Origin of the sequence: Lentzea sp. NEAU-D7 (assembly GCF_026242055.1) — a bacterium.
Classification (GTDB): Bacteria; Actinomycetota; Actinomycetes; order Mycobacteriales; family Pseudonocardiaceae; genus Lentzea.
In genome coordinates, this window is record NZ_JAPJDL010000010.1 from 197,413 (window position 1) to 223,681 (window position 26,269).

Below are 26,269 nucleotides of genomic sequence, written 5' to 3' on the forward strand. Positions count from 1 at the left end.
GTCACTGTCCCTTGTACTTCGCGGCGACCTTCTCGGCGAGCCCCTGACCGTTGTTCAGCGCGTCGTCCACCGTCACCGCGCCCGCGATCGCCGAGCTGATCTGCTGCGACACCTGGGTGCCGAGGTCGGTGAACTCGGGGATGCCGACGAACTGGATGCCGGGCGCCGGACGCTCCTGCACACCGGGGTTGAGCGGCTTCGCGCTCTTGATCGCGGCCTCGGCCATCGCGGAGAAGCTGCCGGAGGACTGCTTGTACTCGGCGCGCTGGTAGGTCGACGCGCGCTTGCCGTCGGGGAGCTTCGACCAGCCGAGGTTCTTGCCGACGAGCTCCTCGTAGCCCTTGCCGGACGCCCACGAGATGAACTTCCAGGCCGCGTCCTGCTTCTTCGACGCCTTCTGGATGCCGAACGCCCACGTGTAGAGCCAGCCGGAGCTGTCGGTCTTCACGACCGGCGCCTGGGTGAAGCCGAGCTTGCCCTTGATGGGGGAGTCGTCGGCCTCGAGCAGACCGGCGGCGACCGTGGCGTCGTACCACATCGCGACCTTGCCCTGCGTCATGTTGTTCAGGCACTCGGCGAAGCCCGCCTGCGGAGCGCCGTTCTCGCCGTAGTTGCGGACGAGGTCGACGTAGAACTTGGTGGCCTCCTTGAACTCCGGCGCGTTGACCTGCGCCTGCCAGTCCTTGGTGAACCACGTGCCGCCGAAGGTGTTCACGACCGTCGTGAGCGGCGCCATGACCTGGCCCCAGCCCGGCTGGCCGCGCAGGCAGATGCCGCGCACCTCGGGCGTCGCGACCTTCTGCGCCGCTTCCGCGACCTGCTGCCAGGTCGGCTTCTCCGGCAGCGTGACGCCCTTGGCCTCGAAGATGTCCTTGCGGTACATGAGGAACGACGACTCGCCGTAGAACGGCTGCGCGTAGACCTTGCCGTCCGCCGCGGTCAGCGACTGCCTGATCGGCTCCAGGATGTCGGCCTGGTCGAACCCGCTGTCCTTGGACACGAAGTCGTCCATCGGCGCGAGCCAGCCGTTCTTGGCGTACATCGGCGTCTCGTAGTTGGAGATCGTCGCGACGTCGTACTGCCCGGCCTGGCTGGAGAAGTCCTGGCTGATCTTGTCGCGGACGTCGTTCTCCGGCAGCACGGTGAAGTTCACCTTGATGCCCGTGTCCTTCGTGAAGTTGTCCGCGGTGAGCTTCTGCAGGTCCTGCATCTGCGGGTTGTTCACCATCAGGACGTTCACCGAGTTCTCACCGCCGCCCCCGCCGCCGGCACCCGAGCAGGCGGACGCGAGCAGCAACACGGCGGTAGCGGCTCCGAGTGTGCGAATCGACGACATCGTCGGTTCCTTTCAAGGGTTTTTGGGCGCGCTGAAGAAGGGGGAAGTCGCACCCAAATCGTGAGGGCGGTCAGTGCACAAGATGATCAAGCACGGATGACCTTGGGGCCTAGAAGGGTGTAGCGGTGGGCCTCGTGGGCGGAGAGGCCGCTGTCGGTGACGATCGCCTCCAGGTCGGAGACCTCGGCGAACCGGTGGAAGCTGGAGACGCCGAACTTCGTGTGCGTCCCGACGAAGATCTTCCGCCGGGACGCGCCGAGCGCCTTGGCCTTCACCGCGCCGACCGCCGGGTCGGGCGTGGTCAGGCCGTGCTCGCGGGAGATGCCGTTCGCGCCGATGTAGGCGAGGTCGATGACCATCTCGCCGAGCATCCTGGTGGTCCAGTGGTCCACAGTGGCCAGCGTGTGGCCCCTGACGCGGCCGCCCAGCAGCAGGACGGTGCACGACGGGTGCTCGGACATCGCCGCCGCGGTCGGCAGCGACGCGGTGATGATCGTGAGCGGGTTGGTCGTGGGCAGCGCCTCCGCGACGAGCTGCGGCGTGTAGCCCTCGTCGATGAACACGGTCTCGGCGTCGTCGAGGCGCTCGGCGGCCGCCTTCGCGATGCGCCGCTTCTCCGGGACGTGCGACCCGGCGCGGAACCGGAGTCCTGTCTCGAAGCCGGCGCTCTCGACCGGTACACCGCCACCGTGCGTCCGCCGCACCAGGCCGTGCTCGTCGAGCACGCGCAGGTCGCGCCTGACCGTTTCGGGCGCCACGCGCAGTTCCTGCGCCATCTCCACCACGTCGACGCGGCCGTCGGCGCGGGCCCTGGCCAGGATGCGCCGCTTGCGTTCCTCGGCTCGCATGTCACCTGCCCATTCGGCTCTTGAGTTGCCCGTTCGGGCCGTGCGTAGATGAAACACCCTGGAAACATTGTGGTGGGTGCCACAACTGGGTGAGATACTGCCCGAATTATGCCCGGTTCGCCGTGTGTGACGGCGTGTTGACGCAGGTCGGCCAGAGCGGGCATGCCCGAGTTCCGGTGCCGTTCTGCCCGTATCGCCGCCATGTGGGCAGAAACGACTGAGCGGTTGTGGTCACGTTTCGACCACAACCGCTCAGCGCCACCCGGTCCGGTACTAGCTCAGCCAGGCCGCTGCGTCCCTCGGAAGCTTGCCGTCCTCCAGCGGGACGCTGGACAACGTCGGCACGCCCGGCAGGGCGACCGGCGCGCCGGACAGGTTGACCACGCAGGTGGTGTCGCCGCGCCGGAACGCGAGCACGTCCTCACCCAGGTCGAGCCACTCCAGGTCGCCGTCGATGCCGCGGCGCCGCGCGAACACCTCGCGGTACAGCGAGAGCATCGAGCCGGGGTCCTCCGACTGGACCGCGACCGAGAAGTCCTGCCAGTTCTCCGGTTGCGGCAGCCAGCTCGGACCGTCCTCCGTGGACCAGGGGAGTGGCACGCGGCAGCCGTCGCGTCCCCGGTCGGTGAAGCCGGAGCGGTGCCACACCGGGTCCTCGCGCAGCTCGTCCGGCAGGTCCTCGACCTCCCAGAGGCCCAGCTCCTCGCCCTGGTAGACGTAGACGCCGCCGGGCAGCGCCGCGGTGAGCATGATCGCCGCACGGGCACGGCGGGTGCCCAGCTCGAAGTCGGTCGGGGCGCCGTGCTGCCTGTCCGCGAAGGAGAACCCCGTCTTCTCGCGGCCGTAGCGGGTGACGTGCCTGGTGACGTCGTGGTTGGAGAGCACCCAGGTCGGCGGCGCGCCGACGGGTTCGTGCGCGGCGAGCGTGCTGTCGACGACCTCGCGCAGCTCGCCCGCGTTCCACGGGCAGCACAGGAAGTCGAAGTTGAACGCGCTGTGCATCTCGTCCTGGCGGAGGTACCGGGCGAACCTGACCGGGTCCGGCAGCCACATCTCGCCGACGAGGATGCGGTCGCCGTCGTAGGAGTCCACGATCTGCCGCCACCTGCGGTAGATCTCGTGCACGCCGTCCTGGTCGGAGTAGGGCAGGTCGGCGTCGGGCTTGCTGAAGTCCTTGACCAGGCCGTCGGCCACGTCGATGCGGAAGCCGTCGACACCGCGGTCGAGCCAGAACCGCAGGATGTCCTCGAACTCGTCGTGGACGACCTGGTTCTCCCAGTTGAAGTCGGGCTGCTCGGCGGCGTAGAGGTGCAGGTACCAGCGGCCGTCCGGGAGCCTGCTCCAGGCCGGGCCGCCGAAGCGCGACTGCCAGTCGTTCGGGATCTCCTCGGTGTCGCGGATGTGGAAGCGGTCCCACAGGCCGTCCTTGAACCACGGGTGCTGGTCGCTGCAGTGGTTCGGGACGAGGTCGATGATGATCCGGATGCCCAGTCCGTGCGCGTCCGCGATGAGCTTCTCGGCGTCGGCGAGCGACCCGAAGACCGGCTCGATGTCGCGGTAGTCCGCCACGTCGTAGCCGCCGTCCGCGAGCGGGCTCGGGTACCACGGGTTGAGCCAGATCGCATCGAAGCCGAGGCTCGCGATGTGCTGGAGCTTGGCGCGGAGGCCGGCCAGGTCGCCGATGCCGTCACCGTTGCCGTCCGCGAAGCTGCGCAGGTAGACCTGGTAGATGGATGCGTTGCGCCACCAACTCATCTGGTGTCCTTTCAGCCTTTTACGCCGCCCGCGGTGAGCCCCGCGAGGATGTGCCGCTGGAACGCCAGGAACAGCGCCACCATCGGCAGGCTCGCCAGCACGAGGCCCGCGAGCAGGAGGTTGATCGGGGTGTCCGGGGCGAAGCGCTGAAGCGCGACACTGAGCGTCTGCTTCGCCGGATCGGGGAACACGAGCAGCGGCCAGATGAAGTCCTTCCACGCCGCCACGACCGCGAAGATCGAGACGACGGCGAGGATGGGGCGCGAGATCGGCAGCACGATGCGGACGAGGGTCGTCCACGTGTTCGCGCCGTCGATCCTGGCCGCTTCGAGGAGCTCTTCCGGGATCTGGTCGAAGAACCGCTTGAGCAGGTACACGTTCAGCGCGTTCGCCGCGGCCGGCAACCAGATGCCCGCCGGGTTGTTGAGCAGGTCGAGGTCGGTGAGCGTGAGGTAGACCGGGACCAGCACGGCCGTCGAGGGCAACATCAGCGTCGCCAGCATCAGGCCCATGACCACGTTGCCGAAGATCGGCCGGAGCTTGGACAGCGCGTAGGCCGCGGGGACGATCACGGCCATCTGCACCGCCCACGCGCCGATCGCGACGACGAACGTGTTGAGGAAGAACCGCCCCAGGTCCATGTAGTTCCAGGCGTCGACGTACGCGCCCGGTTCCCAGGTCCGGGGCAGGATCGTCGGCGGTTGCTGCGCCAGTTCCGCCGGCGGTTTGAACGCGCCGAGCAGCACCCAGACCAGCGGGAGCAGGAACGCCGCCGTGAACAGGACCAGCGTGCCGGCCAGGACGATCCAGTAGACCGGGCCCGTTCCCCTGGTGAGAGTCCTCATGCGCCGGCCTTCTTCGTGATCTTGAGGTAGAGGAAGGAGAAGACGCCCAGCACCGCGAAGAGGATCAGGCTCAGCGCGCTCGCGGTGCCGAAGTCGTTGTAGTAGAAGGCGTAGCGGTACAGCAGGAGCAGCACGGTGACCGTGGACTCCTCCGGGCCGCCGCCGGTCATGATGAACGGCTCGGTGAAGATCTGCATGGTCGCGACGACCTGCAGCAGCAACAGCATGAGGATCACGAACTTGGTCTGCGGGATCGTGACGTGCCAGACCTTCTTGACGATCCCGGCGCCGTCCAGGTCGGCGGCCTCGTACAGCTCACCGGGGATGGTCTGCAGCGCGGCCAGGTAGATCAGCGTCGCCGAGCCCATGTTCGCCCACGTGATCACGAGCACGAGGCTGATCATGCTGGTGCTGCTGGAGTCGAGCCATTGCGACGTGGGCAGCCCCAGTCCTCTGAGGACGGAGTTGAACAGGCCCGGTCCCGGGTCGTAGAACCACTTCCACAGCAGGGCCGTCACGACCGGCGGCAACATCACCGGCAGGTAGACCAGCAGGCGGAAGTAGCCCTTGGCGTGCCGCAGCTCGTTGAGCACCACGGCGGTCAGGAAGGGGACGCCGAAACCGAGCAGCAGAGCCAGAAGCGTGAAGTACAAGGTGTTGCGCCACGCCACCCCGAACAGCGGGTCCGCGAAGAGCCGCTCGAAGTTCTCCCAGCCCACCCAGTCGGGACTCGTGACGAAGTTGACCTGCTGGAAGCTCAGGACCACCCCGCGCACGATGGGGTACCAGGAGAACACCGCGAAGACAACCAGCGCGGCACTCAGGAAGCCGTACGCGGTGACGTGGCGCCGCACCTACTTCACCTGCGCCAGGACGGCGTTGACCTTGGTCTCCGCATCCTTCAGCAGTGCCGAGTGGTCGGCGTCTTCGTTGGTCAGGGTCGCCTGCACCACGCTGTCGAGGATCGCGTAGACCTGCTGCGCCTGCGGCGGTTCGAGCGAGCCCTTGGTCTTCTCGGAACCGTCCACGTAGGCCTGGAAGTTCTTCACCGGCATGGTGGCGAACTTGGCCTTGAGGTCTTCCTGCTTCTTGCGCGGCTCACCGGTCCAGATGTCGGCGATCGGCGGGATCGGCAGGCCGACGGGCTGGCCGCGGTCCTTGTACTTCTGCAGGTTGCCCTCGAGCCGGTCCGGGTTCAGGTACTTCCACTGGATCCACTTCAGGCCGGCCTTGATCTTCTCCGGCGTGGCCTTCGGGTTGATCATGTAGCCCTCGCCGCCGAGCAGGGTGCCCTTCTGCTCCGGGATCGCGGCCAGGCCGTAGTCGTCGTACTTGCCCTTGAACTGGTTGACGATCGCGGCGACGTTGTCCGGTGCGGCCAGGTACATGCCGAGCTGTCCGGCGCCCATCATGTTCTGCACGTCGCCGATCTCCAGGAGCTGCTTGTCGCCCATGGAGTTGTCGTCCCAGCGCATCTCCTTGAGCCTGCGCAGGACTTCCTTGCCCTTGTCGTTGTTGAAGTCGGCCTTGTAGGTGTCGCCGTCCTTGCGGGCGACGTCACCGCCGACGGACTTCATCCACGTGGTGAAGTGCCAGCCGCCCTGGTTGCTCTTGCTGTACTCGGCGAACCCGGTGACGCCGGCGTCCTTGAGCTTCTTGGCCGCGGCGCGGACCTCGTCCCACGTCTTCGGCGGCGAGTCCGGGTCCAGGCCCGCCTTGGTGAAGTTGGTGCGGCTGTAGAGCAGGCCCATCGTGTAGTTCGCGGTGGGCAGGCCGTAGACCTTGCCGTCGGCCGTGAAGACGTCCTTGAGCTCCTGCTTGAGGTCGCCGTAGTGCGGGACGTCCTTGACGTAGTTCGTCAGGTCGGCGGCCTGCTTGCGGGCGATGAGAGCCGCGGGATCGGTGAAGTAGACGTAGAAGACGTCCTCCAGCTGGCCGCCGGCGAGCTTGGCGCTGAACGTCTTCGGGTCCATGAACCCCTCGTGCGGCACGAGGTCGATGTCGGGGTTCGCTGTCTCGAACTCCGCGACGTCCTCGTCGAAGACCTTGCGGTCGAACGCCTGGGTCTGCGGCGGCTGACCGTTGATGTTGATCTGGACCTTGCCGCCGGGCTCGGTCGTGGAACCGCTCCCACAGCCGACTGAGCTTAGGGCCAGGACACCGCCAATCAGCACGGCAGCGGACTTCTTCATGGTGGGGCCGCCCTTCTCGCGAGCGCGTCGATGTGACGGCGACCATAAGGCGCCGTTACATCTGAACGCAATATCCAGACGAAAACTCGCAAGAAGACGACTGCGCTTGTTACCTCACCGGCGCACTGGACGCCCGCACCACCAACTCCGGCTCGAAGAGCAACTCGTCGGGCGCCACCGCGTTGCCGGAGATCTGGTTGGCCAGCAGCTCGACGGCGGCCCGCCCCATCGCCTCGATCGGCTGCCGAACCGTGGTCAGCGGCGGATCAGTGCAGGTCATGAAGGCCGAATCGTCGTACCCGATGATCGACACGTCCTTGGGCACGTCGAGCCCGGCCCTGCGCACGGCCCGGATCGCACCGAGCGCCAGGGGGTCGCTCGCACAGATGATCGCCGTGACCCCGCGCTGCACGAGCTTGGTAGCCGCCGCCTGCCCGCCCTCGAGACTGAACATCGCGTGCTCGACGTCGGCCCCGCCGCACTTGTCGATCGCCTGCAGCTTGCGCTGACTGGGCACGTGGTCCGGCGGCCCGAGCACGGCCCCGATCCGCTTGTGCCCCAGCGACGTCAGATGCCCGTACGCCTGCTCGACCGCCACCGCGTCGTCACACGACACCCGCGGGAACGCCAGGTCGTCGATAGCCGCGTTGACCAGCACCGTGGGCAACTTGCGCGACATCATCTGCTGGTAGTGACCGTGACTGGCGTCCTTCTGCGCGTACAGCCCACCGGCGAACACGATCCCGCTGACGTGCTGCTCCAGCAGCAGCTCCAGGTACTCGGCCTCAGTCACCCCGCCGGCCGTCCGCGTGCACAGAACAGGCGTGAACCCCCGCTGCGCCAGCGCGTTCCCGACCACGTCCGCGAACGCGGGGAAGATCGGGTTCTGCAACTCGGGCAACACCAGCCCGACCAGCCGCGCACGTTCACCCCTGAGCTGCGTCGGCCTTTCGTAACCCAGCACGTCAAGCGCGGTGAGCACGGCACTGCGCGTGGCGTCGGAGACGCCCGGCTTGCCGTTCAGCACCCGGCTGACGGTGGCCTCACTGACCCCGACCTTGGCCGCGACCTCGGCCAGCCTCCGTTGCGTCATGGCGCAAGTGTACGCAATTTCTTGCGCTCACTTGCAACGCCACTCCACCCACCTGGTCGTCGCCCGGATGGCGGCTCCTTGGATAGAGTCGGATGACCGGTAAGGGAGGAGACCACCATGAACTCCCATCCCGAACAGCCCGTGCCCGACCCGCCGCCACCTCTGCCGCCCGTGCCCAGCCAACCGGTGACCGGGGTCGACTGGTTTCGTCGCATGCCGAACGGTGGCGCGACCGTGTACACGCGGCCGACGGACTGAGAGCAGCGATGCGGTCGCGTTTGCTGATCTACTTCGGCAGCGTGCTCGCCGTGATCGCACTGATCAACACGTCAGCGCCGAAGATCATCGTGTCCGCGGTGCTGAACCCGGAGGCGGGTGAGGCGGTCGCCCGGAGCCTCAGCCCTGTCACCAGGGACCTCGTTCTGGTGTTGCTGGTCTCGATCTACTTCGAGTGGGCGCGCAACAGGAGTCAGGGCGAGCTGCTGCGCAGCGTCGATCTGAAGATCGATGAGATTCGTGACGACGCCAGGTCGGCGACCGCACCCTCCACGAGGAAGCTCGTGCTCGACAGCACGGGAGCTGAAGAGCTCGTGACACTGGCACTGGACCGTCATGCGCCGAACACCGGCGACAAGACGTCGTTCATCGCGATGGTTCTGTCACAAAGGCCTGTTTACGACAACGTTTCGGTCGCGCTGCGGGTGGACGGCGTGGACGGGGAGACGGTGCACGTCAGCAACCGCTTCGAAGCGACGATGCGACGCGGTCCGATCCTGATCGCCGCCACGAGGTCTCCGCCGCAATCTGCCGCTCTGTCGGCAGCCTGTCCTGAGCTGTTCGAGGTCACCGCCCTACCCAGGTCAACGCCGTTCGACGAGGCTGTGGAGGCGTTCGGCCGGCAACTCGAGTGCTACGTGACGCCACCGGGCGGCGGAGCCAGAAGAGTCGGCTTCCGCAAGGTGCCGACCGACGAGTTGCACCGGCATCTCTCGCCGCCGGTCGGAATAGCCGCGTCCGACATCGCGCTCTTCGCCGCAGATCTGAGCCAGGAAAAGACAGACCTCGTTCGCGTGCGACATCACTTCCGCTGGACGCAGAAGCTCGACGAGCACTTCATCTACTGGTACGCCGACAGGCCGATGTTCATCAGCAGCCTCACCGTGGACGTGCGGGAAACGATGCGGAAGCAGTACAGGGAAGTGTGGGTGCAGGCCCATCTCGGTGGCGTCGACTCGTTGATGCTCGACGCGGACGAGGGTTACCTCTCGTTGAGGCTCAACCGGTGGGTCGTTCAAGGACATGGCGTCACAGCGATCTGGTGACTCAGCCCATCGCCTCGCGCCACAGCAAGGCCACCCCGTGCCCCGGCAGAAGCCACGACCGCACGTCCAGGTCCTCGAGTTCGCCGGCCTCCAACCAGCGCGCGGCCGCCGTCGCCGACCGGAACGTGAACGGCATGACCCGGAACTCGTGCCTGGGGGACTGCTCGACGGCCAGTCCGGTCGCGTCGAAGCTGATGGTGTCCACAAAGGACGGGTAGGGCGACTGCCAGTAGCAGAAGCCGTCGTTGGTGCGCTGCAACGTGCGTGACCAGACGGTGAGCTCGCGGATCGAGCGCACCACGTGGTCCTCCGCGATGCGGCTGAGATCGCACTCGAGGATCCGCAGATCGCTCATGTGGTCGAGCGGGCTGAGCTTGCCCAGCGGGCCCGTCGACTCGCGGAAGAACGTCAGGTAGTTGGTCCACTGGTCGAATCTCACCTCGACCGGCGGGATCTGGCTGGGCTCTGCCGATCGGCGCAGTCCTTCGTGGTCGAGGTAGTCGATCGCGATCTGGGTGGAGTGGCGCAGGTCGTCGACGGAGTCGAGGAACAGCGAAGGGTCCGGGATGAAGTACAGCTCGAACAACGGATAGCGGCAGGCGGCGCTGATGCTGTCGCGCAGGGTGGCGTTCGAGGTCGCGAAGATGACGAAGCGTTCGGTGGGGACGTCGTTGCGGAAGCGGTACCGCTGCGTCGTCATCAGGTGGTACGTCTTGGTGTCGATGCCTTGCAGCTCCAGCTTCACGGTGGTGCTGGTGCTGATCGTCAGGTCGTCGCCGCGCGGGCGCATGCCCTCGCCACCGAGCACACCAGCCACCACGTCGTCGTTCGCGTCGTTCGGGCCGTACACCGACGAGAGGAACGTGCGCAGCACCTCGGAAGGAAGCAGGTGTTCGACGATGCCCGGTCCGGAGATCCGGCCGAACTCCACGACGAGACGCTTGTGCAGGAACAGTTCGTAGGCGCCGAGCAGAAATCCCGCGAGCGCTGGCAACGGCCAGAACACGACCAACACGTCGTGCAGCACGCTTCGCGAGGTGGGTTGCCACAGCAGCACGGCTGTCAGATCCGCAGCCGCGACGGCGATCAACAGGATCGCGACGGCCAGCGCTTGTTTGTGCCTGCGCGCCGTCACCACCTGGTCGCCGCCCCCTCACTCCACCGGCCGTCCATACATGGTGGGAGTGATGAGGTAACTGCGCCAGCCCCTTTCGGTCACTGCCGTATCAGCGCGACCTGCCCCAGATCGGGTTGTCCGACACCCCGACGTACGTGCTGAGGTTCGCTTTGGGCTGTGTGTCGTCCGCCGCAACGTCGTTGTACAGCCCGAGCAGATGGGTGGTCATCGCGCTCTTCGCGCCCACCTCGTCGTGACGACGCAGGAACCAGATGACCTGCTCGTGCTCGTTCGCGGAGCGGTTGTGCACCTCGCGGGACGGGTGCGCGTGCCGCTTGCAGTCCTGCAGGCCTGGCACGAGCACCTGGTACATGTGCTCCAGCAGTTCGTTGTGCGACGCGCGGATCAGCGCCGAGTGGAACTCCTCGTCCGACTCGATCACCTCCTGCGCGTCCTCGACCTGCGCGCGCTGGTAGCGGTGGTTCAGCTTGGCGAGCTCGTCCAGTTCGCCGTCGCCGGCGCGCACCGCGGCCAGCGACGCGGCGGTGGTCTCCAGCGCGATCCGCACTTCCAGCAGGTCGGTCGGGGAGAACTGCTTCGCGGCGAGTCGTCCCTCGATGTGCTCTTCGACGGCGGCGAGGTCGGTGCGGCGGACGTACCAGCCCAGTCCGCGGCGGACCTCGACGATGCCCTGGAGTTGCAGCCGCTGCAGTGCGGTGCGCAGCGACGACCTCGCGACGTCCAGTTTGCGCGCGAGTTCCGGCTCGGTGGGGAGGCGGTCGCCGGCTTTGAGGGTGCCGCCGATGATCTGCTCTCGGAGCTTCTGCTCGATGAGCTCCGGCAGGGGCCGTCGCGAGTCAGGCGAGAGCGACCAGCTCTCGCCGAGATGAACGTCGTCGGCGGGCATTGTCCAAGCGTAAGCCTGTTGCCTGTCGGTTGCAACTTGTCTGGCAACCTGGCGACCGTTGACAGACAACCTACAACACGGGACCCTTGTTCCAGGCGAGACGCCCGGGACCGCCCACACCTGGGAGCACGTGCTCGCCTAGTCGGGAGGAGCGAGATGTCCGCAGGGAGCGCACTCGGAATAGCCGCCGCCGTCGCCGTCGCCGTTACCGCGATCGGATGGCGCACCGTGATCACGATGATCCTGGTCTCGGTCGTCGCACTGGCCGTGGTCGGCTTCGTGAACGTCACCAGCATCATGTTCGGCTGATGAACAGAGCCGATCAGTGCCCGGTCAGCGCCCGCAGGCGCAGGCCGGGCATCGATCTTCTGGGGGGATCCCGGTTTCGCGTCGGTGACGCAGGTCGCTATCTTCCCGCGACAGGGAGCTTTCGGTGGTCAAGCGCCGGCTCCACGCCGCCGGGTACGTGAACACGGGGTCTTCGATGTTGGGTTCTCCATCAGCACCTGCACTGCACGCGCGGCTCGCGCCCGCGGACGTGCTGGTCGACGAGCGACGCGCGCTCTACCGCCTCGCCGTCGATTTGTTCGCACCTGGTGCGGAGATGTCAGACAACCTCCTCGACCATCCGATCGTGCGCTACGAGATCGGTCGTGCCCTGGCCGGGCACGGCGGCGTGGACCCGGAGGCGCTGCGCGAGGTCGCCGCGACGGGGGTGCGGGACGCCGGCATCGCGGTGGCGTCCGATCCGGCGGCTGCCAAGCAGCTGGAAGCGCCGTTGCGCATCATCGCCCCACCCGGTCAGGCACCGCGGCCGCTCACCGAGGCGGACGGTGAGCGGTTCGAGACGGCGATCAGGATCGTGGCTGAGGGCGTCGACCTGTTCAGGCGGCTCGCCCCTGCGATGGCCGGCGACCTGCTGGCCCACGTGTCGATGCTCGTGGTGCTCAAGGCGGAGACGTCCGGGGGAGTGGTTTCCGCGTCGTCGCGATACGTGCCGGGAATCGTGCTGATCGACGAGCCGGCGTGCCCGATGGAAGTGGCCGAGGCGCTCGTGCACGAGGGTGCGCACGAGAAGTTCTTCGACTTCGCCATCACGCAGAAGTTCCTCGACGCGCACGCCGAGGAAGCCGAGTACTTCGAGACCTCCTGGTCCCGCGCCCGATGGCCCCTGGAGCAGACCTTCGCGGCCTGGCACGCCTACACCTGTCTCAGCCAGTTCTCCCAGTTGTCCGAGTCGGAACAGCTGGGTCCGCACTCCCTGCTGCCCAAGGCTCGGGAACGGGCCGCGGAGATCGGCGACTGGTTGATGGCGCACGAGCACGACCTGCTGTCGGACGCGCGATGGCTGCTGCACGCCCTGGCGGGCCAAGTGGCCGATGCCGTCGAAGGGGTGCCCACTGCGGACGCGTCCGTCCTCGCCGCCGGCGTCCGCGAGGACGGGAGTTTCCGGGTGCTGCCGGACGTGGTCTACCGGCTCGCGAAGAGTGGTCGCGCCGTGGTGGGCCGCGTGCAGGAACTGCCGGAGATCTTCTGGCTCGACCCCGACGCCAGCTGGGTGCTGAAAGAGTGCCACCGGGCACCGGCACCGTTCCGGCTGCTGCTCGGAAACGCCGCAGAGAAGTGGCGGACCGACTTGCCCGAGACGCGGCGGCGCCTGGCAGCCGCTCTGGGGTCGTTGCGCGTGTTCTCGATCGTCGAAGCGAGTGAGTGACTCAAATCCTTCGAGAAGGAACCATGACCACCTCGAACCGGGTTGTCCGTCAGCAGCAGTTCCCTCCGGCCCCCGAAGCACGGCTCCCGCGGTCGTCTCCTGGGGTGGACATCCCGGAGGGGCGGTCCGTGGTGCCGATCGAGTGGTTCCGGCGCATGCCGAACGGTGGCACCGTCCACCTCCGCCCGTCGCGTTGATCTTGCTGGTGGCGTCGGCATCGGCCGCAGGTATTCGCGCGTCGAATGAGAAATGTGTTCATTTCTTCTATTTCCGCCTCAGCGGGTCACGCCTAGGATGGCCGCCGGGAGCAGTTGTTCCGCCATGCGGCCCATCGCGGTCTGCCCGTTGTCCTGTGCGCACGGCTTGAACGGCAGGCTTCACACCTTCGGGTTCTAAGCCACGAATGTGCAGGTGAGGCCCCTTGCAAGCCGTTGTAGACTTCCGCATCCGGTCCACCCGGTGTGCCACAAATCGCTACGCGTTCGACGCCGTCACCAGTCGTTTTCCGGTGCGCGATCCGACGATAGGCGATGAATATCGCGCGAGGTCACACTCAGGCGAACCGGGTATCACCAGCTCGACGCGTCTTGTGAACAAGTCGTGGTTCAGGGCTTCCCGGGTATCCGGAGTTCCTCACGCGCAGGCCCCGACCCATCCGTCGAGAAGGAACCATGACCACCCCGAACCAGCCTCCCGGTCGGCCCCAGCTCCCCCTTGGTGCCGGCGTTCCTGTTCCCCACCTCCCCACTGGGGTGGGTCCGGTGCTCGGCCAGCCCGTCACCCCCGTTGACTGGTTCAGGCGCATGCCGAACGGTGGCACGGTGTTCCTCAAGCCCGCCGAGGTGACGCAGAACGACTGAGAGTCGTTCCGCGTCTGTGTGCCTTTCAAGGGGGTCTGCCTTTGGGCAGGCCCCCTTCGGCGTTTGGTCGTTTGGGCGGTGCGCCTCACGGACGTGTAACAACTCGGCCACAAGGACGTAGTTGATCGTCATCTAGACCGTTCGGGGGACGTCGATCGTCTTAGATCGCCGCATCCGCCAACCCTCACGGAGTAAACCCGATGCGCCTGACCTCCCCGAGACCCAGCCGTCTGCTCGCGGTGGCGTCCGTCACCGCTGCGGTCACCTTCGCCTTCGCGACCACCGCGTTCGCGGGTGAGCCGGAGAAATTCGACGGCAACATCGAGTGGAACTGGGACAACGCCTGCTCGGTGGGTGGTCTCACCGGTACCTCGTACACGCAGGACCAGTTCGAGTTCACCGGCGGCAAGGACACGCAGGACCTCGACATCACCGGCATCAAGCCGGCCGGTGTGACGATCACCGGAGTGGTCGTCAAGGGCAGCAACGCCTACCACGTCTACCTCGCGGACGACCTCGGCACGCTGCCGTGGAACGACCTGAAGGCGCCGGTCAACAACGGTGGCAACGTCGCGGACATCAGTCACTGGTATGCCTGCGGCGTCAAGAGCACGACCACCACGACCACCACCACGACGACGACCACCACGACTTCCCCGACGACGATCACGCACTCGTCGTCCCCGAGCTCCACCACGAGCACCACGACGACGACCACCACCTCTGGTGAGGTCGCGCCGACCACGACCACGACGGTCGCGCCCGTGCCTGTCGCCGACGAGGACGACCTGGCCTCCACCGGGTTCGGGTCCGCCTGGCTGCTCGGCCTCGGTGCCGCGCTCGTCGCCGGTGGTGCCGCTGTGCTGTTCGTGCTGCGCAGGCGTCGCGCCTAAGACAGCTCCGTTTGAAGAAGCCGCCCGCCGCCGCGATCTCCACGGCGTGCCGGGCGGCTTTTTCGTTTGGGGTTACACCTCACGGAGCAATAACAACTCGGCCACGAGGTGCACTGTTGATCGTCACCTAACCCGTTCGGGGGACGTCGATCGTCTTAGATCGCGGCATCCGCCGACCCCCACGGAGTGACCCGATGCGTTCGACGCCCCTGAGACGTTCCGGCCTGCTCGCCTCGGCCGCCCTGGCCGCTGTGGCCTCGCTCGTGCTGGCGACCAGTGCGTTCGCCGACGAGGTGACCACGGACGACCCGCGCGCGCAGCCGTTCTTCCAGTTCGTCGACGTCAACCACCCCGATGCCTGCACCGTGGGCGGGCTCAGCGGGAACGTGGTCCTGCCCGGCGAGTTCGGCTACACCGGCGGCGACAACCAGCAGCACCTGAACATCACCGGGTTGCCCAAGAACGTGCAGGTCACGGGCATGCTCGTGAAGGCGGGGGACGTGTTCAACGTCTACCTGGCCGACAAGCTCGGCGACGCGCTGCCGTGGAACGAGCTGCGCGCCCCGGTCGTCGACGGCGGAAACCTCCCGGAGATCGGTCAGTGGTTCGGATGTGGTGTCGCTGTCGAACAGCCGCCCACCAGCACCACGACCACCACCACTACGACGACGACCACCACCACGTCCGAGTCGACCGTGACCCACTCGTCGACGCCGACCTCCACGTCGACCTCCGAACCGGCCTCGTCGTCTTCTTCCGCTGAAGCCGTGCCCACCACGACGACCACCGCCGCGCCCGTGCCGGTCGCCGAGGTGCACGACCTGGCCGCCACCGGCTTCGGGTCCGCGTGGATGCTCGGCCTCGGTGCCGCGCTCGTGGCCGCTGGTGCCGCGATGGTGCTCGTGATGCGCAGGCGTCGCGCCTAAGTCCACTGCGTGAGCACGCCCCAGAGCGTGCTGAACATGCGTCGTGTCTCCACGTGGAACTCCACGTCCGAAGGAGCCGCCCCGCCGCCGTAGATCTCCACGGCGCGTTGGGCGGCTCCTTCGTCTGCGGAGCAGGCCATGTCCCAGGCGACCGGGCCGAGCCAGGTGTCCTCGAAGTCGTTCCAGACCGGGCCGGACGGCGTGAGCAGCAGGTTTGCCGGGTGGGCGTCGCCGTGCAGGGGCTGGACGTCGTTGTGGTGCTCGGTCCACTGTGCCGACGCGCAGTCGCGCCAGGTGCGGAACCTGTCCAGGTCCGGCACGCCCAGGCCGTCCAGGTGGGCCAGGACGTTGTCCACGTCGTCCAGCGGGCCGCGGGTGGGCAACGGGCCCTCGTAGTGCCTCAGTTCGGCGTGGAGGTCCGGCAGGAGCTTCAGGACGTCCTCGCGGGGCAGCCGCGCGCCGTGCTCGTGGGGGACGTACGTGCTGAACGAGAGCACGAAGCCGTCGACGGCGTGGGGTCCGGCGGGGAGTTCGGCCGAAGGTGTCACGACCGGCACACCGCGTCCCGCCAGGAACGACGACACCGACAGGTCGCGGGCGAAGTGGTCCTCGACCGAGGGCCGCACCAGGGCGGTGCGCGCGGCGATCCGGGCGACGACCGGGGCCGGGCTCAGGTGTACGAGGACGTTGCTGCCGGTCTTCAGCACGACGGGGTCGGCGCACGTCACGCCATGAGAGGCCGCGACGGACACGGCGACGCGCACGGCCTCAGCTGCACTCACGCGGAGAAGGCTGGCATCAGCCCTGCGGGAGGAGCGACTCCATTTCCGCGATCTCCTTCTCCTGGTGGTTCACGACCTCCTGGGCGAGCTTGCGCGTCTCCGGGTCGGTGCCGGCCGAGAGGTGCTTCTGCGCCATGTCCACGGCGCCGCGGTGGTGCTGGATCATCAGCGACAGCCACTGGCGGTCGAACTCGGTGTCGTTGAGGTCGGCGAGGTTGCCCAGCTCGACCATGCCGTGGTTCTCCGCGTGGCCGTGTGACGTGTGCGACGACGCCTGCACCGGTGCGTTCCAGGCGCGCAGCCAGCCGTTCATGCGGTCGATCTCGGGCTTCTGGGCGTCCGCGATGCGCTTGGCCAGGTCGATCACCCTGGGGTTCTCCGTGCGGGACGCGACGAGGCCGGACATCTCCAGCGCCTGCTCGTGGTGCGGCACCATTCCCTGGGCGAACGCGACGTCTGCGGAGTTGTGCGTGGCCGGGGAGCCACAGGCGGCCAGCAACAGGACAGAAGCGACAGCGAGCAATCGGAGCACGGCGGCAGGATACGTGTGACGTGCGCTACGCCGCTGGCCACCGGCCATGGCCCACCCGAATGGAGCTGATCGGCTCCGTCTAATATCCGGGGAGTTTCCCGAACTACTGGTCCCACCAAGGCCTGGAGGTACCGTGACGGCCGTAGCCCCGCAGCCGATCGCAACGCGTCCTTACCCGACGCGCACTGCGGTCAAGGGGTCCTTCCTGCTGCGGATGTTCCGCACCACGGACCACAAGCAAATCGGCATCATGTACCTGGTCACCTCGTTCGCCTTCTTCATGGTCGGCGGCGCGATGGCCATGCTGATGCGGACCGAGCTGGCCCGTCCCGGCATGCAGTTCCTGAGCCAGGAGCAGTTCAACCAGCTCTTCACGATGCACGGCACCGTGATGCTGCTGCTCTACGCGACGCCGATCGTCTTCGGCTTCGCGAACTTCGTGCTCCCGCTGCAGATCGGCTCGCCCGACGTGGCGTTCCCGCGGCTCAACGCCTTCTCGTACTGGCTGTACCTCTTCGGTGGCCTGATCGTGATGGCGGGCTTCGTCACCCCCGGTGGCGCGGCTGACTTCGGCTGGTTCGCGTACACGCCGCTGTCGAGCGCCATCCACTCGCCCGGCGCGGGTGCCGACCTGTGGATCTCCGGCCTGGTGGTCGGTGGTCTCGGCACCATCCTCGGCGCGGTGAACATGATCACCACCGTGGTCTGCCTGCGCGCGCCCGGCATGACGATGTTCCGGATGCCGATCTTCACCTGGAACATCCTGGTGACGTCGGTGCTGGTGCTGCTCGCGTTCCCGATCCTCACCGCCGCGCTGCTCGGCCTGCTGGCCGACCGCCACCTCGGTGCCCACGTGTTCGACCCCGCCAACGGCGGCGTGATCCTGTGGCAGCACCTCTTCTGGTTCTTCGGGCACCCGGAGGTCTACATCGTCGCCTTGCCGTTCTTCGGCATCGTGTCGGAGATCTTCCCGGTGTTCAGCCGCAAGCCGATCTTCGGCTACAACGGCCTGGTCTACGCGACGCTCGGCATCGCGGCCCTGTCCGTCGCCGTGTGGGCGCACCACATGTACGCGACCGGCGCCGTGCTGCTGCCGTTCTTCGCCTTCATGACGTTCCTCATCGCGGTCCCGACCGGTGTGAAGTTCTTCAACTGGATCGGCACGATGTGGAAGGGCCAGCTGACGTTCGAGACGCCCATGCTGTTCAGCATCGGCTTCATCGTGACGTTCCTCTTCGGTGGTCTGTCCGGCATCCTGCTGGCCGCGCCCGCGATCGACTTCCACGTGTCCGACACGTACTTCGTCGTCGCGCACTTCCACTACGTGCTCTACGGCACGATCGTGTTCGCGACCTTCGCGGGCATCTACTTCTGGTTCCCGAAGATCACCGGCCGCTTCATGGACGAGCCGCTCGGCAAGCTGCACTTCTGGACGACGTTCCTCGGCTTCCACGCGACGTTCCTCGTCCAGCACTGGCTGGGCAACGAGGGCATGCCGCGCCGGTACGCCGACTACCTCGCGTCCGACGGCTTCACGACGCTGAACATGATCTCGACGATCGGCGCCTACATCCTGGGCGCGTCGACGCTGCCGTTCATCTGGAACGTCTTCCGGAGCTACCGCTTCGGCGAGGTCGTCACGGTGGACGACCCGTGGGGCTACGGCAACTCGCTCGAGTGGGCCACCTCGTCCCCGCCGCCGCGGCACAACTTCACCGAACTGCCCCGGATCCGTTCGGAGCGCCCGGCGTTCGAGCTGCACTACCCGCACATGATCGAGCGGATCCGGAACGAGGGTCACGTGACCTTCACCGGCAAGACGATCCAGCACAAGGACGCCAAGCCGGCGCTGTCCGAGATGGCGGCGTCCGCGATCAAGTCGGGTACGGCCTCCGAGAAGGACGACGACGACCACAAGTAACCTGCGAGTAACAGGTTCAACGACGAGCCCCGGCTGCTTCCACGCGGTCGGGGCTCTTCGCGTCTACGAGGAGACGACGACGTGAAAACGCCCGTGCTCATCACCGTGACCGGACCCGACAAGCCTGGCGTCTCCTCGGTGCTCTTCGCCGTGCTGACCCGGCACGGCGTCGAGGTGCTCGACGTGGAACAGGTCGTGATCAGGGGCAGGCTGGTGCTCGGCGCGCTGGTCTCGACCGACCACGACCCCGAGGGCCTGCAGGAGTCCGTCGAGCAGGCCATGGCCACCGTCTCGATGCACGTGGAGATCGAGATCGGCGCGGACTCGAAGCGCACCGCCCGCCTGGAGTCCTCGCACGTGCTGATCGTGCTCGGCCGGCCGGTCACCGCGAAGGCGTTCACCGAGGTCGCGCGCCGGCTGGCGTCGCTCGGCGTGAACATCGACGCGATCCGCGGTGTCGCCGACTACCCCGTCACGGGCCTTGAGCTGCGCGTTTCGGTCGCGGACGACACGATGGAGAACGACGCGGCGCTGCGGTCGGCGCTCGCGGACGTGTCGGTCCGGGTGGGCCTCGACATCGCGGTCGAACGCGCCGGGCTGACCCGCAGGGCCAAGCGCCTGGTGGTGTTCGACGTCGACTCCACGCTCATCCAGGGCGAGGTGATCGAGATGCTGGCCGCGCACGTCGGGTGCGAGGAGCAGGTGCGCGAGATCACCGAGGCCGCGATGCGCGGCGAACTCGACTTCGCGGAGTCGCTGCGGCGCCGGGTGGCGTTGCTGGAGGGCCTCGACGAGAAGGTGCTGGGGGAGGTCGGGTCCACGCTGGAGCTCACGGCCGGCGCGCGCACGACGATCCGGACGCTGAAGCGCCTCGGCTTCTACTGCGGTGTGGTGTCCGGCGGGTTCACCTCGGTGATCACGGGACTCGCGGACGAGCTTCAGCTGGACTTCTGCGCGGCGAACACGCTGGAGGTCGTGGACGGCAAGCTGACCGGGCGGGTCGTCGGGGAGATCGTCGACCGGCCTGGCAAGGCCGTGGCGCTGCGCCGGTTCGCCGAGGAGGTCGGGGTGTCGCTGGCGCAGTGCGTGGCGGTCGGTGACGGCGCGAACGACATCGACATGCTGAACGCGGCGGGCCTCGGCATCGCGTTCAACGCCAAGCCCGCGCTGCGCGAGGTGGCCGACACGGCGCTGTCGCACCCGTTCCTGGACGCGGTGCTGTTCATCCTCGGCGTGACGCGGGCCGAGGTGGAGGCCGCGGACGCCGCGGACGGCCTGGAGCTGACCCGGCTGTGATGATCCTCGACCTCATCGCCTCCCGGAACTACGCCGAGGAGAGCGAGGTGCGCGCGATGCCGATGGTGTTGCGCATCGAACGCGTCGACCCGCCGTCCCGGACGGCGCTGCTGGAGGCCGCGGCCGCTTCGGCGGTCGCGGTGTGCCTCGACCCGCGTGCCGACGTCGGCGGCGAGTGGCACGAGCCCGTGCGGGCGTGGGTGGCCGGCCGGATCCGCAAGGTGTCGCGGCGGGCCCGCGGCGTGCAGTGGGACGCCGTGCAGGAGCTGCCGGGGGTGACCGTGACGGTCGACGGCGCGTCGGTCCGCTCGCTGCTGCCTGTGCTGGTGTCGGAGACGCCGCGGGAGGTCGCCAAGCTGCAGATCTCCGGCTCCGACCTGCCTGCCGACGAGCCTGGCCCCGTGCCGGAGGGCGCTCGGCTGCTGTACGTGAACCCGCGCGTCGAGATGTCCGCCGGCAAGCTCGCGGCCCAGGTCGGCCACGCGTCGATGCTGCTGGCGCCGCACCTCTCCGCGGTCGAGCTGAAGGCGTGGGCGGAGCTCGACTACCGGTGTGCCGTGCGGACGCCGTCCGTGGCGGAGTGGGACTCGCTGATCCACCGCGGCGACGTCGTGGCGGTGCGGGACGCGGGCTTCACGGAGGTCGAACCGGGCACGACCACGGTGCTCGCCGTTTAGAAGCGCGTGAAACGGGTAAATCCGCCTTTCGTGGGCTTACTCGACGTTCTTGACGCCCGGCTCGGAGACGGGCTGGAGAACCTGCTGTGCTCCCATCACACGCGAAGACTGCGGAAGCTGGGATGGGGTGACGTGCTCGAAGGCGACGGCGCGGGGTGGTTCACCCCGCGCCGCCCCGTGCAGCGCGGCAACAAGATCGAGGTCCTGGTCGACGGGGCCAACGCGTTCCCCGTCATCGCGAAGGCGATCGAGGGTGCGCAGAAGTACGTCCACATCGCGAACTGGCACGCGTCACCCGACTTCCAGCTGACCCGGGAACCGGGCGCGCCGCAGTTGCGCGAGCTGCTGTCGGCGGCGGCGGAACGGGTGCCGGTGCGCGTCCTGCTGTGGGCGGGCCCGCCCGTGCCGTTCTTCGAACCGACGCGGAAGCGGGCCGCCGCGGCGCAGAAGGCCTTCCTGGAGTGCGGAGCGGTCCGCTGCGAGCTCGACGCGCGCGAACGCACCCTGCACTGCCACCACGAGAAGATCGTGATCGTCGACGACGTGGCGTTCGTCGGCGGCCTCGACATGACGGCGGTGGAGGGCGACCGCCACGACTCGCCGGACCACCCGCCGCGCGACCTCGGCTGGCACGACCACATCGCGAAGCTCGAGGGCCCGGTCGTCGCGGAGGTGGCCGCGCACTTCGCCGCGCGCTGGCTGGAGATCGCGGGGGAGACCCTGCCCTCGCCCGAGGTGCCGCCGGAGGCCGGGTCGTCTTCGGTGCAGCTCGTCCGCACGGTCCCGGAGAAGACCTACGACTTCTCGCCGCACGGCGACTTCAGCCTGCTCGACTCGTACCTGCGGGCGCTGCGGGCGGCGGAGTCGTTCGTGTACGTGGAGAACCAGTTCCTGTGGTCGCCGGAGATCACCGAGGTGCTGCTGGAGAAGCTGAAGACCCCGCCGTCACCGGACTTCCGGCTGGTGCTGCTGCTGCCGCAGAAGCCCAGCAACGGCGCCGACACCACCCGCGGCCAGCTCGGCCGGATGCTCGACGCCGACCCCGGCAAGCGGGTTCTCGCCGCAACCCTCGTCTCGCACGGGGACGCGCCGGTCTACGTGCACGCCAAACTGTGCATTGTGGACGACAAGTGGATGTCCGTCGGGTCGGCGAACCTCAACGAGCACTCCTTGTTCAACGACACCGAGGTCAACGTGGTGACCGACGACGCCGAGGTCGTGCGGGCGACTCGGCTGAAGTTGTGGGCGGAGCACCTGGACGGCCTCGAGGGTGACGTGTCCGGTCCCGTGCACGAGGTCGTGGACTCGATGTGGCGGCCGGCCCTGGAACGTCCGGCGCGGGTGACGTCGCTGCCCGGCGTGTCCCGCCGTGCCGGAAGACTGCAAGGACCGTTACGCGGATTGCTGGTCGACGGCTGATCTCCGGGTCTAGTTTGGCGACGTGGCCAACGAGGTGACGATCCCGCTGCTGCCGTGCGCCTCCATCGACGAGGTGGCCGAGTTCTACGTGATGCTCGGCTTCGCGGTCACGTACCGGCAGTACCGGCCGAACGCGTACCTGTCGGTACGTCGGGAGGAAATCAACCTCCACTTCTTCGGCATCCCCGGCTACCAGGCCGACCAGTCGTACAGCTCGTGCCTGATCCAGGTCGAGGACCCGCGTGAGCTGCACGACGCGTTCGCGGCCGGGATGCGCGAGGTGTACGGGCAGGTGCTGATCACGGGCATTCCGCGGATGACGCGGCCCCGGCGGGACGGGTTCCTGCTCGTCGACCCCGGCGGCAACTGGATCCGGGTGGTGCCCGCGGTGCGCGAACGGGAGAACGGCCGGAACGGGCTGTCGCGGGCGTTGAGCAGCGCGGTGACGCTGGCCAGTTCGCACGCGGCCGAGCGGCGGGCGCTGAGGATCCTCGAAGGGGCGCTGGAGCGTGAGGTGCACGCTTCGGAGGAGGAGCGGGCCTCCGCGCTGAAGTTCCGCGAAGAGCTGCTTGAACGGCTTAATCTACATAGGTAGTCTTAGTGGCGTGGAGCCACTGCAGCGCATCGGCAAGGCCACCGTCGACGTTCTCGAAGTGCTGCTCGGCGCCGACGAGCCGCGCTGGGGCCTGGAGATCATCAAGCTCACCGGCAGGCCGTCCGGCAGCGTCTACCCGTTGCTGGACAGGCTGGAACGGGCCGGGTGGGTCACCTCTGCCTGGGACGACGACGCGGAACGGCGTGGGCCGCGCCGGCGGATGTACCGGCTGACCGCCGACGGGGCCGCGGAGGCCCGCAAGGTCGTCGCGCGGGCTGCTCCGGCGCCGAGGTTCGTGCCGCGGGCGGCGCAATGAGAGTCGCGTTGCTGGTGGTGCGGTTCGCGGCGGCGGTGGTGGGGGACGAGCGCTGTCGCGAGCAGTGGGAAGCGGATGTCGTCGGGGCGCGCGAACTCGGCATGTCACCGTTCGGGGTGGCGTTCGGGGCCGTGCGCGCCGCTGTTGCCATACCTTCGAAAGGGGCTGTCGTGGCTGGTATCGGACCGTTGGGGATCGCCCTCAAGCACGCGGGGACGTCGCGGGGGCGAGTGCTCGCCATCGCCGTGGTTTCGGCGTTGTTCCTGCTCGGCGGACTCGCGCTGCTGTTCGCATGAGCAAATAGCTCCGTGTCGTTTCGGCGGAACCGGGCTTAGCTTCGGGCGGTGGCAAACGAACTGACAATCCCGCTCCTTCCTTGCGTCGACATCGATGAAATGTCGGCCTTCTACGAGATGCTCGGCTTTTCCACCACTTATCGGCAGACGCGCCCCAACCCGTACGTCTGCGTGCGGCGTGAAGACATCAACCTGCACTTCTACGGGTTGGAGGGGCACGTTCCGGAGCAGTCGCACAGCACGTGCGTGATCATCGTCGAGGACACCGGACCGTTGTTCGAGGCTTTCGCGGCGGGAATGCGCGCCGTGCACGGGAAAGTGCTGATCTCCGGAATTCCGCGGATGACCCGGCCGCGGCTGCGCAACGACCGCTACACCGGGTTCGCCGTCGTCGATCCGGGTGGCAACTGGATCCGGATCAACAAGGCCACGCAGGAACCCGAGGCGCGCACGAAACTGGCTCGTGCCATGGAGAACGCGGCACGGCAGGCGGACGCGCACGGGGACGAGCGCCAGGGGTTGAAGATCCTCGAGGGCGCGCTGAAGAAGGCCGACGGTTCCGAACCGGAACTGGCGGAGGCCCAGGCCTACCGCGACGAGCTCGTCGAGCGGATCAGCGGGTCTGGGCCTCGTCCAGGCGCTTGAGGGCGCCGCGGACGACCTCCGGGTCGTAGGTCGTCCAGAACGGGGGGAGTGAGGCCCTGATGAAACCGCCGTAGCGGGCGGTGGCGATGCGCGGATCGAGGACGGCCACCACGCCCTTGTCCGACATCGAGCGCAGCAACCGGCCGGCGCCCTGGGCCATCAGCAGGGCTGCGTGCGTGGCGGCGACGGTCAGGAAGCCGTTGCCGCCGCGTGAGCTCACCGCCTTCTGACGGGCGGAGGCCAGCGGGTCGTCCGGGCGCGGGAACGGGATGCGGTCCATGATCACGAGCTGGAGGCTGGGCCCCGGCACGTCGACGCCCTGCCACAGCGACAGCGTGCCGAACAGGCACGAGCGCTCGTCCTCGGAGAACTTCTTGACCAGCAGGCCCGTCGCGTCGTCGCCCTGGCACAGGATCGGGTACTCGAGCTTGTCCCGCAGCGCCTCGGTGGCGGCCTTGGCCGCCCGCGTCGAGGAGAACAGGCCGAGCGCGCGCCCGCCCGCCGCGTTCACCAGGCCCTCGATCTCGTCGAGGTACTCCGGCGGCAGGCCGTCACGGCCCGGAGCCGGCAGATGTCTTGCCACGTAGAGGATTCCGCTGGTGCCGTGCTGGAACGGCGAGCCCACGTCGAGGCCGCTCCACTTGGGACCGTCGATGTCCTTGTCGGTCGCCGCGCCCTCGATCTTGCGGACCTTCTCCGACGGCGGCAGGCCCCACTGGCGCGCCATCGCGTCGAAGGCACCGCCCAGGGTCAGCGTCGCGGACGTCAGAACGGTGGTGCGCTTGGCGAACAGCCGCTCGCGCAGCAGCCCGCCGACACCGAGCGGCGCCACCCGCAGCGAGGGCGCCTTCTGGTTGAAGTCGCCCGAGACCCACACGACGTCACGTTCCTCGTCGAAGGCCTCCAGCACCCGCACCGCGCAGTCGTGGACCTCCTCCAGCAACGCGAGCGCGAGCTTGCGCGCCGTCGCCCCGTCCGGGTCCTCCTTGCGCTCGGACCCCATGGCCGACATGCAGTTGTGCGCCGCGTCGCGCGTCGCCGCCAGCGCACCCGCGAGAGCCCTGGGCAGCGCGTCCAGCCGGCCGGACGGCATGTCCTCGAGGATCATCGCCAGCCCGTCGCTCGCCTCGGCCAGCCGGTCCGCGATGTCCTGGTCGATGAGCCGCCCGCACCGCCGCGCGGCCATGCCCACGGACGCCCCGCTCAGCTCCTCCGTGGCCACCGACGTGATGCGGTCGACCAGGTCGTGCGCTTCGTCGATCACCACCACGTCGTGGTCGGGCAGGACCTGGTAGCCCTCCAGCGCGTCGATGGCGAGCATCGCGTGGTTCGTGACCACCACGTCCGCCTTGCCCGCCTCGGCCCGGGCCCGTTCCGCGAAGCAGTCGGACCCGATCGGGCACTTCGACACCCCGAGGCACTCCCGGGCCGTGACGCTGACCTGCCGCCACGCCTGCTCGCTGACACCGGGCACGAGCTCGTCGCGGTCACCGGTCTCGGTGTCCGACGACCACTCGTGCAGCCGCTTCACCTCGCGCCCGAGCTTCGACACCGCGAACGGGTCGAACAGCGCGTCCTCCTCCGGCTCGTCCGGCGCGCCGTTGTGCACGCGGTGCATGCACAGGTAGTTCCTGCGGCCCTTGAGGATCGCGAACGTGGGCTCACGCCCCAGGTCCTTCTTGAGCGCCTTGGCGAGCCGCGGCAGATCCCTGTCCACCAGCTGCCGCTGCAACGCGATCGTGGCCGTCGAGACCACCACCGTCTCGTCCTCGGCCACCGCGTGCCGGATCGACGGCACCAGGTACGCCAGCGACTTGCCGGTACCCGTGCCCGCCTGCACCGCGAGGTGCTCGCCCGTGCGGATCGAGTGGTCGACGGCCTCGGCCATCTCCACCTGACCAGGACGCTCCGCGCCACCGACGGCGTGGACGGCGGTTTCGAGCAGGCTCAGGGTGGGGGGAACTTCAGGCACGGGACAGACC

General features: G+C 68.0%; 26 protein-coding genes. 14 read left to right on the forward strand and 12 right to left on the reverse strand.

Going from position 1 to position 26,269, the window contains the following annotated elements; all coding sequences use genetic code 11:
• Position 1 precedes the first annotated feature (1 nt).
• The 7 genes from ORI60_RS21945 to ORI60_RS21975 all read right to left on the reverse strand — a co-directional run bounded on the left by ORI60_RS21945 (position 2) and on the right by ORI60_RS21975 (position 8,069).
• Positions 2 to 1,336: an ABC transporter substrate-binding protein gene (locus tag ORI60_RS21945; RefSeq protein WP_266039665.1), complete on the reverse strand. Its 1,335-nt coding sequence runs from the start codon at positions 1,334 to 1,336 to the stop codon at positions 2 to 4.
• Positions 1,337 to 1,422: 86 nt separating this feature from the next.
• On the reverse strand, positions 1,423 to 2,184 hold the full coding sequence (locus ORI60_RS21950) for a DeoR/GlpR family DNA-binding transcription regulator (protein ID WP_266039666.1): 762 nt from the start codon (positions 2,182 to 2,184) through the stop codon (positions 1,423 to 1,425).
• A 273-nt stretch (positions 2,185 to 2,457) separates the two neighbouring features.
• On the reverse strand, positions 2,458 to 3,939 hold the full coding sequence (locus ORI60_RS21955) for a glycoside hydrolase family 13 protein (protein WP_266039667.1): 1,482 nt from the start codon (positions 3,937 to 3,939) through the stop codon (positions 2,458 to 2,460).
• Positions 3,940 to 3,950: 11 nt separating this feature from the next.
• The gene (locus tag ORI60_RS21960; protein WP_266039669.1) at positions 3,951 to 4,784 is read right to left on the reverse strand and encodes a carbohydrate ABC transporter permease; all 834 of its coding nucleotides are present in this window, start codon (positions 4,782 to 4,784) and stop codon (positions 3,951 to 3,953) included.
• Complete coding sequence (locus tag ORI60_RS21965) at positions 4,781 to 5,638, reverse strand: carbohydrate ABC transporter permease (RefSeq protein ID WP_266039670.1); 858 nt, start codon at positions 5,636 to 5,638, stop codon at positions 4,781 to 4,783. Before ORI60_RS21965 ends, ORI60_RS21960 begins: the two co-directional genes overlap by 4 nt.
• Complete coding sequence (locus ORI60_RS21970) at positions 5,639 to 6,976, reverse strand: ABC transporter substrate-binding protein (RefSeq protein WP_266039672.1); 1,338 nt, start codon at positions 6,974 to 6,976, stop codon at positions 5,639 to 5,641. It lies immediately after the preceding gene.
• Between the two features lie 109 nt (positions 6,977 to 7,085).
• Entirely contained in the window at positions 7,086 to 8,069 is a 984-nt protein-coding gene (locus ORI60_RS21975; RefSeq protein ID WP_266039674.1) for a LacI family DNA-binding transcriptional regulator, read from the reverse strand.
• Between the two features lie 117 nt (positions 8,070 to 8,186).
• Between ORI60_RS21975 and ORI60_RS21980 the strand changes: the two genes are divergently transcribed.
• Both ORI60_RS21980 and ORI60_RS21985 read left to right on the forward strand, forming a co-directional pair.
• A complete protein-coding gene (locus tag ORI60_RS21980; RefSeq protein ID WP_266039676.1) occupies positions 8,187 to 8,327 on the forward strand; it encodes a hypothetical protein in 141 nt (46 codons plus the stop codon).
• 8 nt (positions 8,328 to 8,335) lie between these two features.
• A complete protein-coding gene (locus tag ORI60_RS21985) occupies positions 8,336 to 9,391 on the forward strand; it encodes a hypothetical protein (RefSeq protein WP_266039677.1) in 1,056 nt (351 codons plus the stop codon).
• Between the two features lies 1 nt (position 9,392).
• On the opposite strand, the gene ORI60_RS21990 is transcribed toward ORI60_RS21985, so the two are convergent.
• Positions 9,393 to 10,526: a hypothetical protein gene (locus ORI60_RS21990; RefSeq protein WP_266039678.1), complete on the reverse strand. Its 1,134-nt coding sequence runs from the start codon at positions 10,524 to 10,526 to the stop codon at positions 9,393 to 9,395.
• 91 nt (positions 10,527 to 10,617) lie between these two features.
• A complete protein-coding gene (locus tag ORI60_RS21995) occupies positions 10,618 to 11,415 on the reverse strand; it encodes a FadR/GntR family transcriptional regulator (protein WP_266039680.1) in 798 nt (265 codons plus the stop codon).
• A 156-nt stretch (positions 11,416 to 11,571) separates the two neighbouring features.
• Here ORI60_RS21995 and ORI60_RS22000 point away from each other — a divergent pair, with 156 nt between their 5' ends.
• The 4 genes from ORI60_RS22000 to ORI60_RS22015 all read left to right on the forward strand — a co-directional run bounded on the left by ORI60_RS22000 (position 11,572) and on the right by ORI60_RS22015 (position 15,808).
• A complete protein-coding gene (locus ORI60_RS22000) occupies positions 11,572 to 11,724 on the forward strand; it encodes a hypothetical protein (RefSeq protein WP_266039681.1) in 153 nt (50 codons plus the stop codon).
• 124 nt (positions 11,725 to 11,848) lie between these two features.
• Entirely contained in the window at positions 11,849 to 13,129 is a 1,281-nt protein-coding gene (locus tag ORI60_RS22005) for an aKG-HExxH-type peptide beta-hydroxylase (protein WP_266039682.1), read from the forward strand.
• Positions 13,130 to 14,189: 1,060 nt separating this feature from the next.
• A complete protein-coding gene (locus tag ORI60_RS22010) occupies positions 14,190 to 14,882 on the forward strand; it encodes an LPXTG cell wall anchor domain-containing protein (protein ID WP_266039684.1) in 693 nt (230 codons plus the stop codon).
• A gap of 194 nt (positions 14,883 to 15,076) precedes the next feature.
• Complete coding sequence (locus ORI60_RS22015; RefSeq protein WP_266039686.1) at positions 15,077 to 15,808, forward strand: LPXTG cell wall anchor domain-containing protein; 732 nt, start codon at positions 15,077 to 15,079, stop codon at positions 15,806 to 15,808.
• On the opposite strand, the gene ORI60_RS22020 is transcribed toward ORI60_RS22015, so the two are convergent.
• Both ORI60_RS22020 and ORI60_RS22025 read right to left on the reverse strand, forming a co-directional pair.
• Positions 15,805 to 16,590, reverse strand: coding sequence for a phosphotransferase (locus ORI60_RS22020; RefSeq protein WP_266039688.1), 786 nt, complete (start codon positions 16,588 to 16,590; stop codon positions 15,805 to 15,807). The two genes, ORI60_RS22015 and ORI60_RS22020, sit on opposite strands and share 4 nt — an antisense overlap.
• Before the next feature lie 16 nt (positions 16,591 to 16,606).
• Complete coding sequence (locus ORI60_RS22025; protein WP_266039690.1) at positions 16,607 to 17,122, reverse strand: DUF305 domain-containing protein; 516 nt, start codon at positions 17,120 to 17,122, stop codon at positions 16,607 to 16,609.
• 133 nt (positions 17,123 to 17,255) lie between these two features.
• Here ORI60_RS22025 and ctaD point away from each other — a divergent pair, with 133 nt between their 5' ends.
• From ctaD to ORI60_RS22065, 8 genes are all read left to right on the forward strand, one after another.
• On the forward strand, positions 17,256 to 19,043 hold the full coding sequence (ctaD, locus tag ORI60_RS22030) for a cytochrome c oxidase subunit I (protein WP_266039691.1): 1,788 nt from the start codon (positions 17,256 to 17,258) through the stop codon (positions 19,041 to 19,043).
• A gap of 81 nt (positions 19,044 to 19,124) precedes the next feature.
• The gene (gene serB / locus ORI60_RS22035; protein WP_266039693.1) at positions 19,125 to 20,339 is read left to right on the forward strand and encodes a phosphoserine phosphatase SerB; all 1,215 of its coding nucleotides are present in this window, start codon (positions 19,125 to 19,127) and stop codon (positions 20,337 to 20,339) included.
• Complete coding sequence (locus tag ORI60_RS22040) at positions 20,339 to 21,016, forward strand: peptidyl-tRNA hydrolase (protein WP_266039695.1); 678 nt, start codon at positions 20,339 to 20,341, stop codon at positions 21,014 to 21,016. Before serB ends, ORI60_RS22040 begins: the two co-directional genes overlap by 1 nt.
• A 30-nt stretch (positions 21,017 to 21,046) precedes the next feature.
• Entirely contained in the window at positions 21,047 to 22,435 is a 1,389-nt protein-coding gene (locus tag ORI60_RS22045) for a phospholipase D-like domain-containing protein (protein WP_266039697.1), read from the forward strand.
• 22 nt (positions 22,436 to 22,457) lie between these two features.
• The gene (locus ORI60_RS22050) at positions 22,458 to 23,030 is read left to right on the forward strand and encodes a hypothetical protein (protein WP_266039699.1); all 573 of its coding nucleotides are present in this window, start codon (positions 22,458 to 22,460) and stop codon (positions 23,028 to 23,030) included.
• A gap of 10 nt (positions 23,031 to 23,040) precedes the next feature.
• A complete protein-coding gene (locus ORI60_RS22055; protein WP_266039700.1) occupies positions 23,041 to 23,346 on the forward strand; it encodes a helix-turn-helix transcriptional regulator in 306 nt (101 codons plus the stop codon).
• Between the two features lie 8 nt (positions 23,347 to 23,354).
• A complete protein-coding gene (locus tag ORI60_RS22060) occupies positions 23,355 to 23,642 on the forward strand; it encodes a hypothetical protein (protein ID WP_266039702.1) in 288 nt (95 codons plus the stop codon).
• A gap of 99 nt (positions 23,643 to 23,741) precedes the next feature.
• Positions 23,742 to 24,287: a hypothetical protein gene (locus ORI60_RS22065; RefSeq protein ID WP_266039704.1), complete on the forward strand. Its 546-nt coding sequence runs from the start codon at positions 23,742 to 23,744 to the stop codon at positions 24,285 to 24,287.
• On the opposite strand, the gene ORI60_RS22070 is transcribed toward ORI60_RS22065, so the two are convergent.
• Positions 24,256 to 26,259 (reverse strand): ATP-dependent DNA helicase, encoded by a 2,004-nt coding sequence (locus ORI60_RS22070; RefSeq protein WP_266039706.1) that lies wholly within the window; start codon positions 26,257 to 26,259, stop codon positions 24,256 to 24,258. The two genes, ORI60_RS22065 and ORI60_RS22070, sit on opposite strands and share 32 nt — an antisense overlap.
• Positions 26,260 to 26,269: the final 10 nt, after the last annotated feature.

Coding starts and splice junctions, on each gene's coding strand:
- ORI60_RS22040 (WP_266039695.1), top strand. CDS start 20,339: ATGATCCTCGACCTCATCGCCTCCCGGAACTACGCCGAGGAGAGCGAG.
- ORI60_RS21950 (WP_266039666.1), bottom strand. CDS start 2,184: ATGCGAGCCGAGGAACGCAAGCGGCGCATCCTGGCCAGGGCCCGCGCC.
- ORI60_RS21995 (WP_266039680.1), bottom strand. CDS start 11,415: ATGCCCGCCGACGACGTTCATCTCGGCGAGAGCTGGTCGCTCTCGCCT.
- ORI60_RS21970 (WP_266039672.1), bottom strand. CDS start 6,976: ATGAAGAAGTCCGCTGCCGTGCTGATTGGCGGTGTCCTGGCCCTAAGC.
- ORI60_RS21980 (WP_266039676.1), top strand. CDS start 8,187: ATGAACTCCCATCCCGAACAGCCCGTGCCCGACCCGCCGCCACCTCTG.
- ORI60_RS22015 (WP_266039686.1), top strand. CDS start 15,077: ATGCGTTCGACGCCCCTGAGACGTTCCGGCCTGCTCGCCTCGGCCGCC.
- ORI60_RS21945 (WP_266039665.1), bottom strand. CDS start 1,336: ATGTCGTCGATTCGCACACTCGGAGCCGCTACCGCCGTGTTGCTGCTC.
- ORI60_RS21985 (WP_266039677.1), top strand. CDS start 8,336: ATGCGGTCGCGTTTGCTGATCTACTTCGGCAGCGTGCTCGCCGTGATC.
- ORI60_RS22065 (WP_266039704.1), top strand. CDS start 23,742: ATGTCGGCCTTCTACGAGATGCTCGGCTTTTCCACCACTTATCGGCAG.
- ORI60_RS22000 (WP_266039681.1), top strand. CDS start 11,572: ATGTCCGCAGGGAGCGCACTCGGAATAGCCGCCGCCGTCGCCGTCGCC.
- ORI60_RS22010 (WP_266039684.1), top strand. CDS start 14,190: ATGCGCCTGACCTCCCCGAGACCCAGCCGTCTGCTCGCGGTGGCGTCC.
- ORI60_RS21955 (WP_266039667.1), bottom strand. CDS start 3,939: ATGAGTTGGTGGCGCAACGCATCCATCTACCAGGTCTACCTGCGCAGC.
- ORI60_RS21960 (WP_266039669.1), bottom strand. CDS start 4,784: ATGAGGACTCTCACCAGGGGAACGGGCCCGGTCTACTGGATCGTCCTG.
- ORI60_RS21975 (WP_266039674.1), bottom strand. CDS start 8,069: ATGACGCAACGGAGGCTGGCCGAGGTCGCGGCCAAGGTCGGGGTCAGT.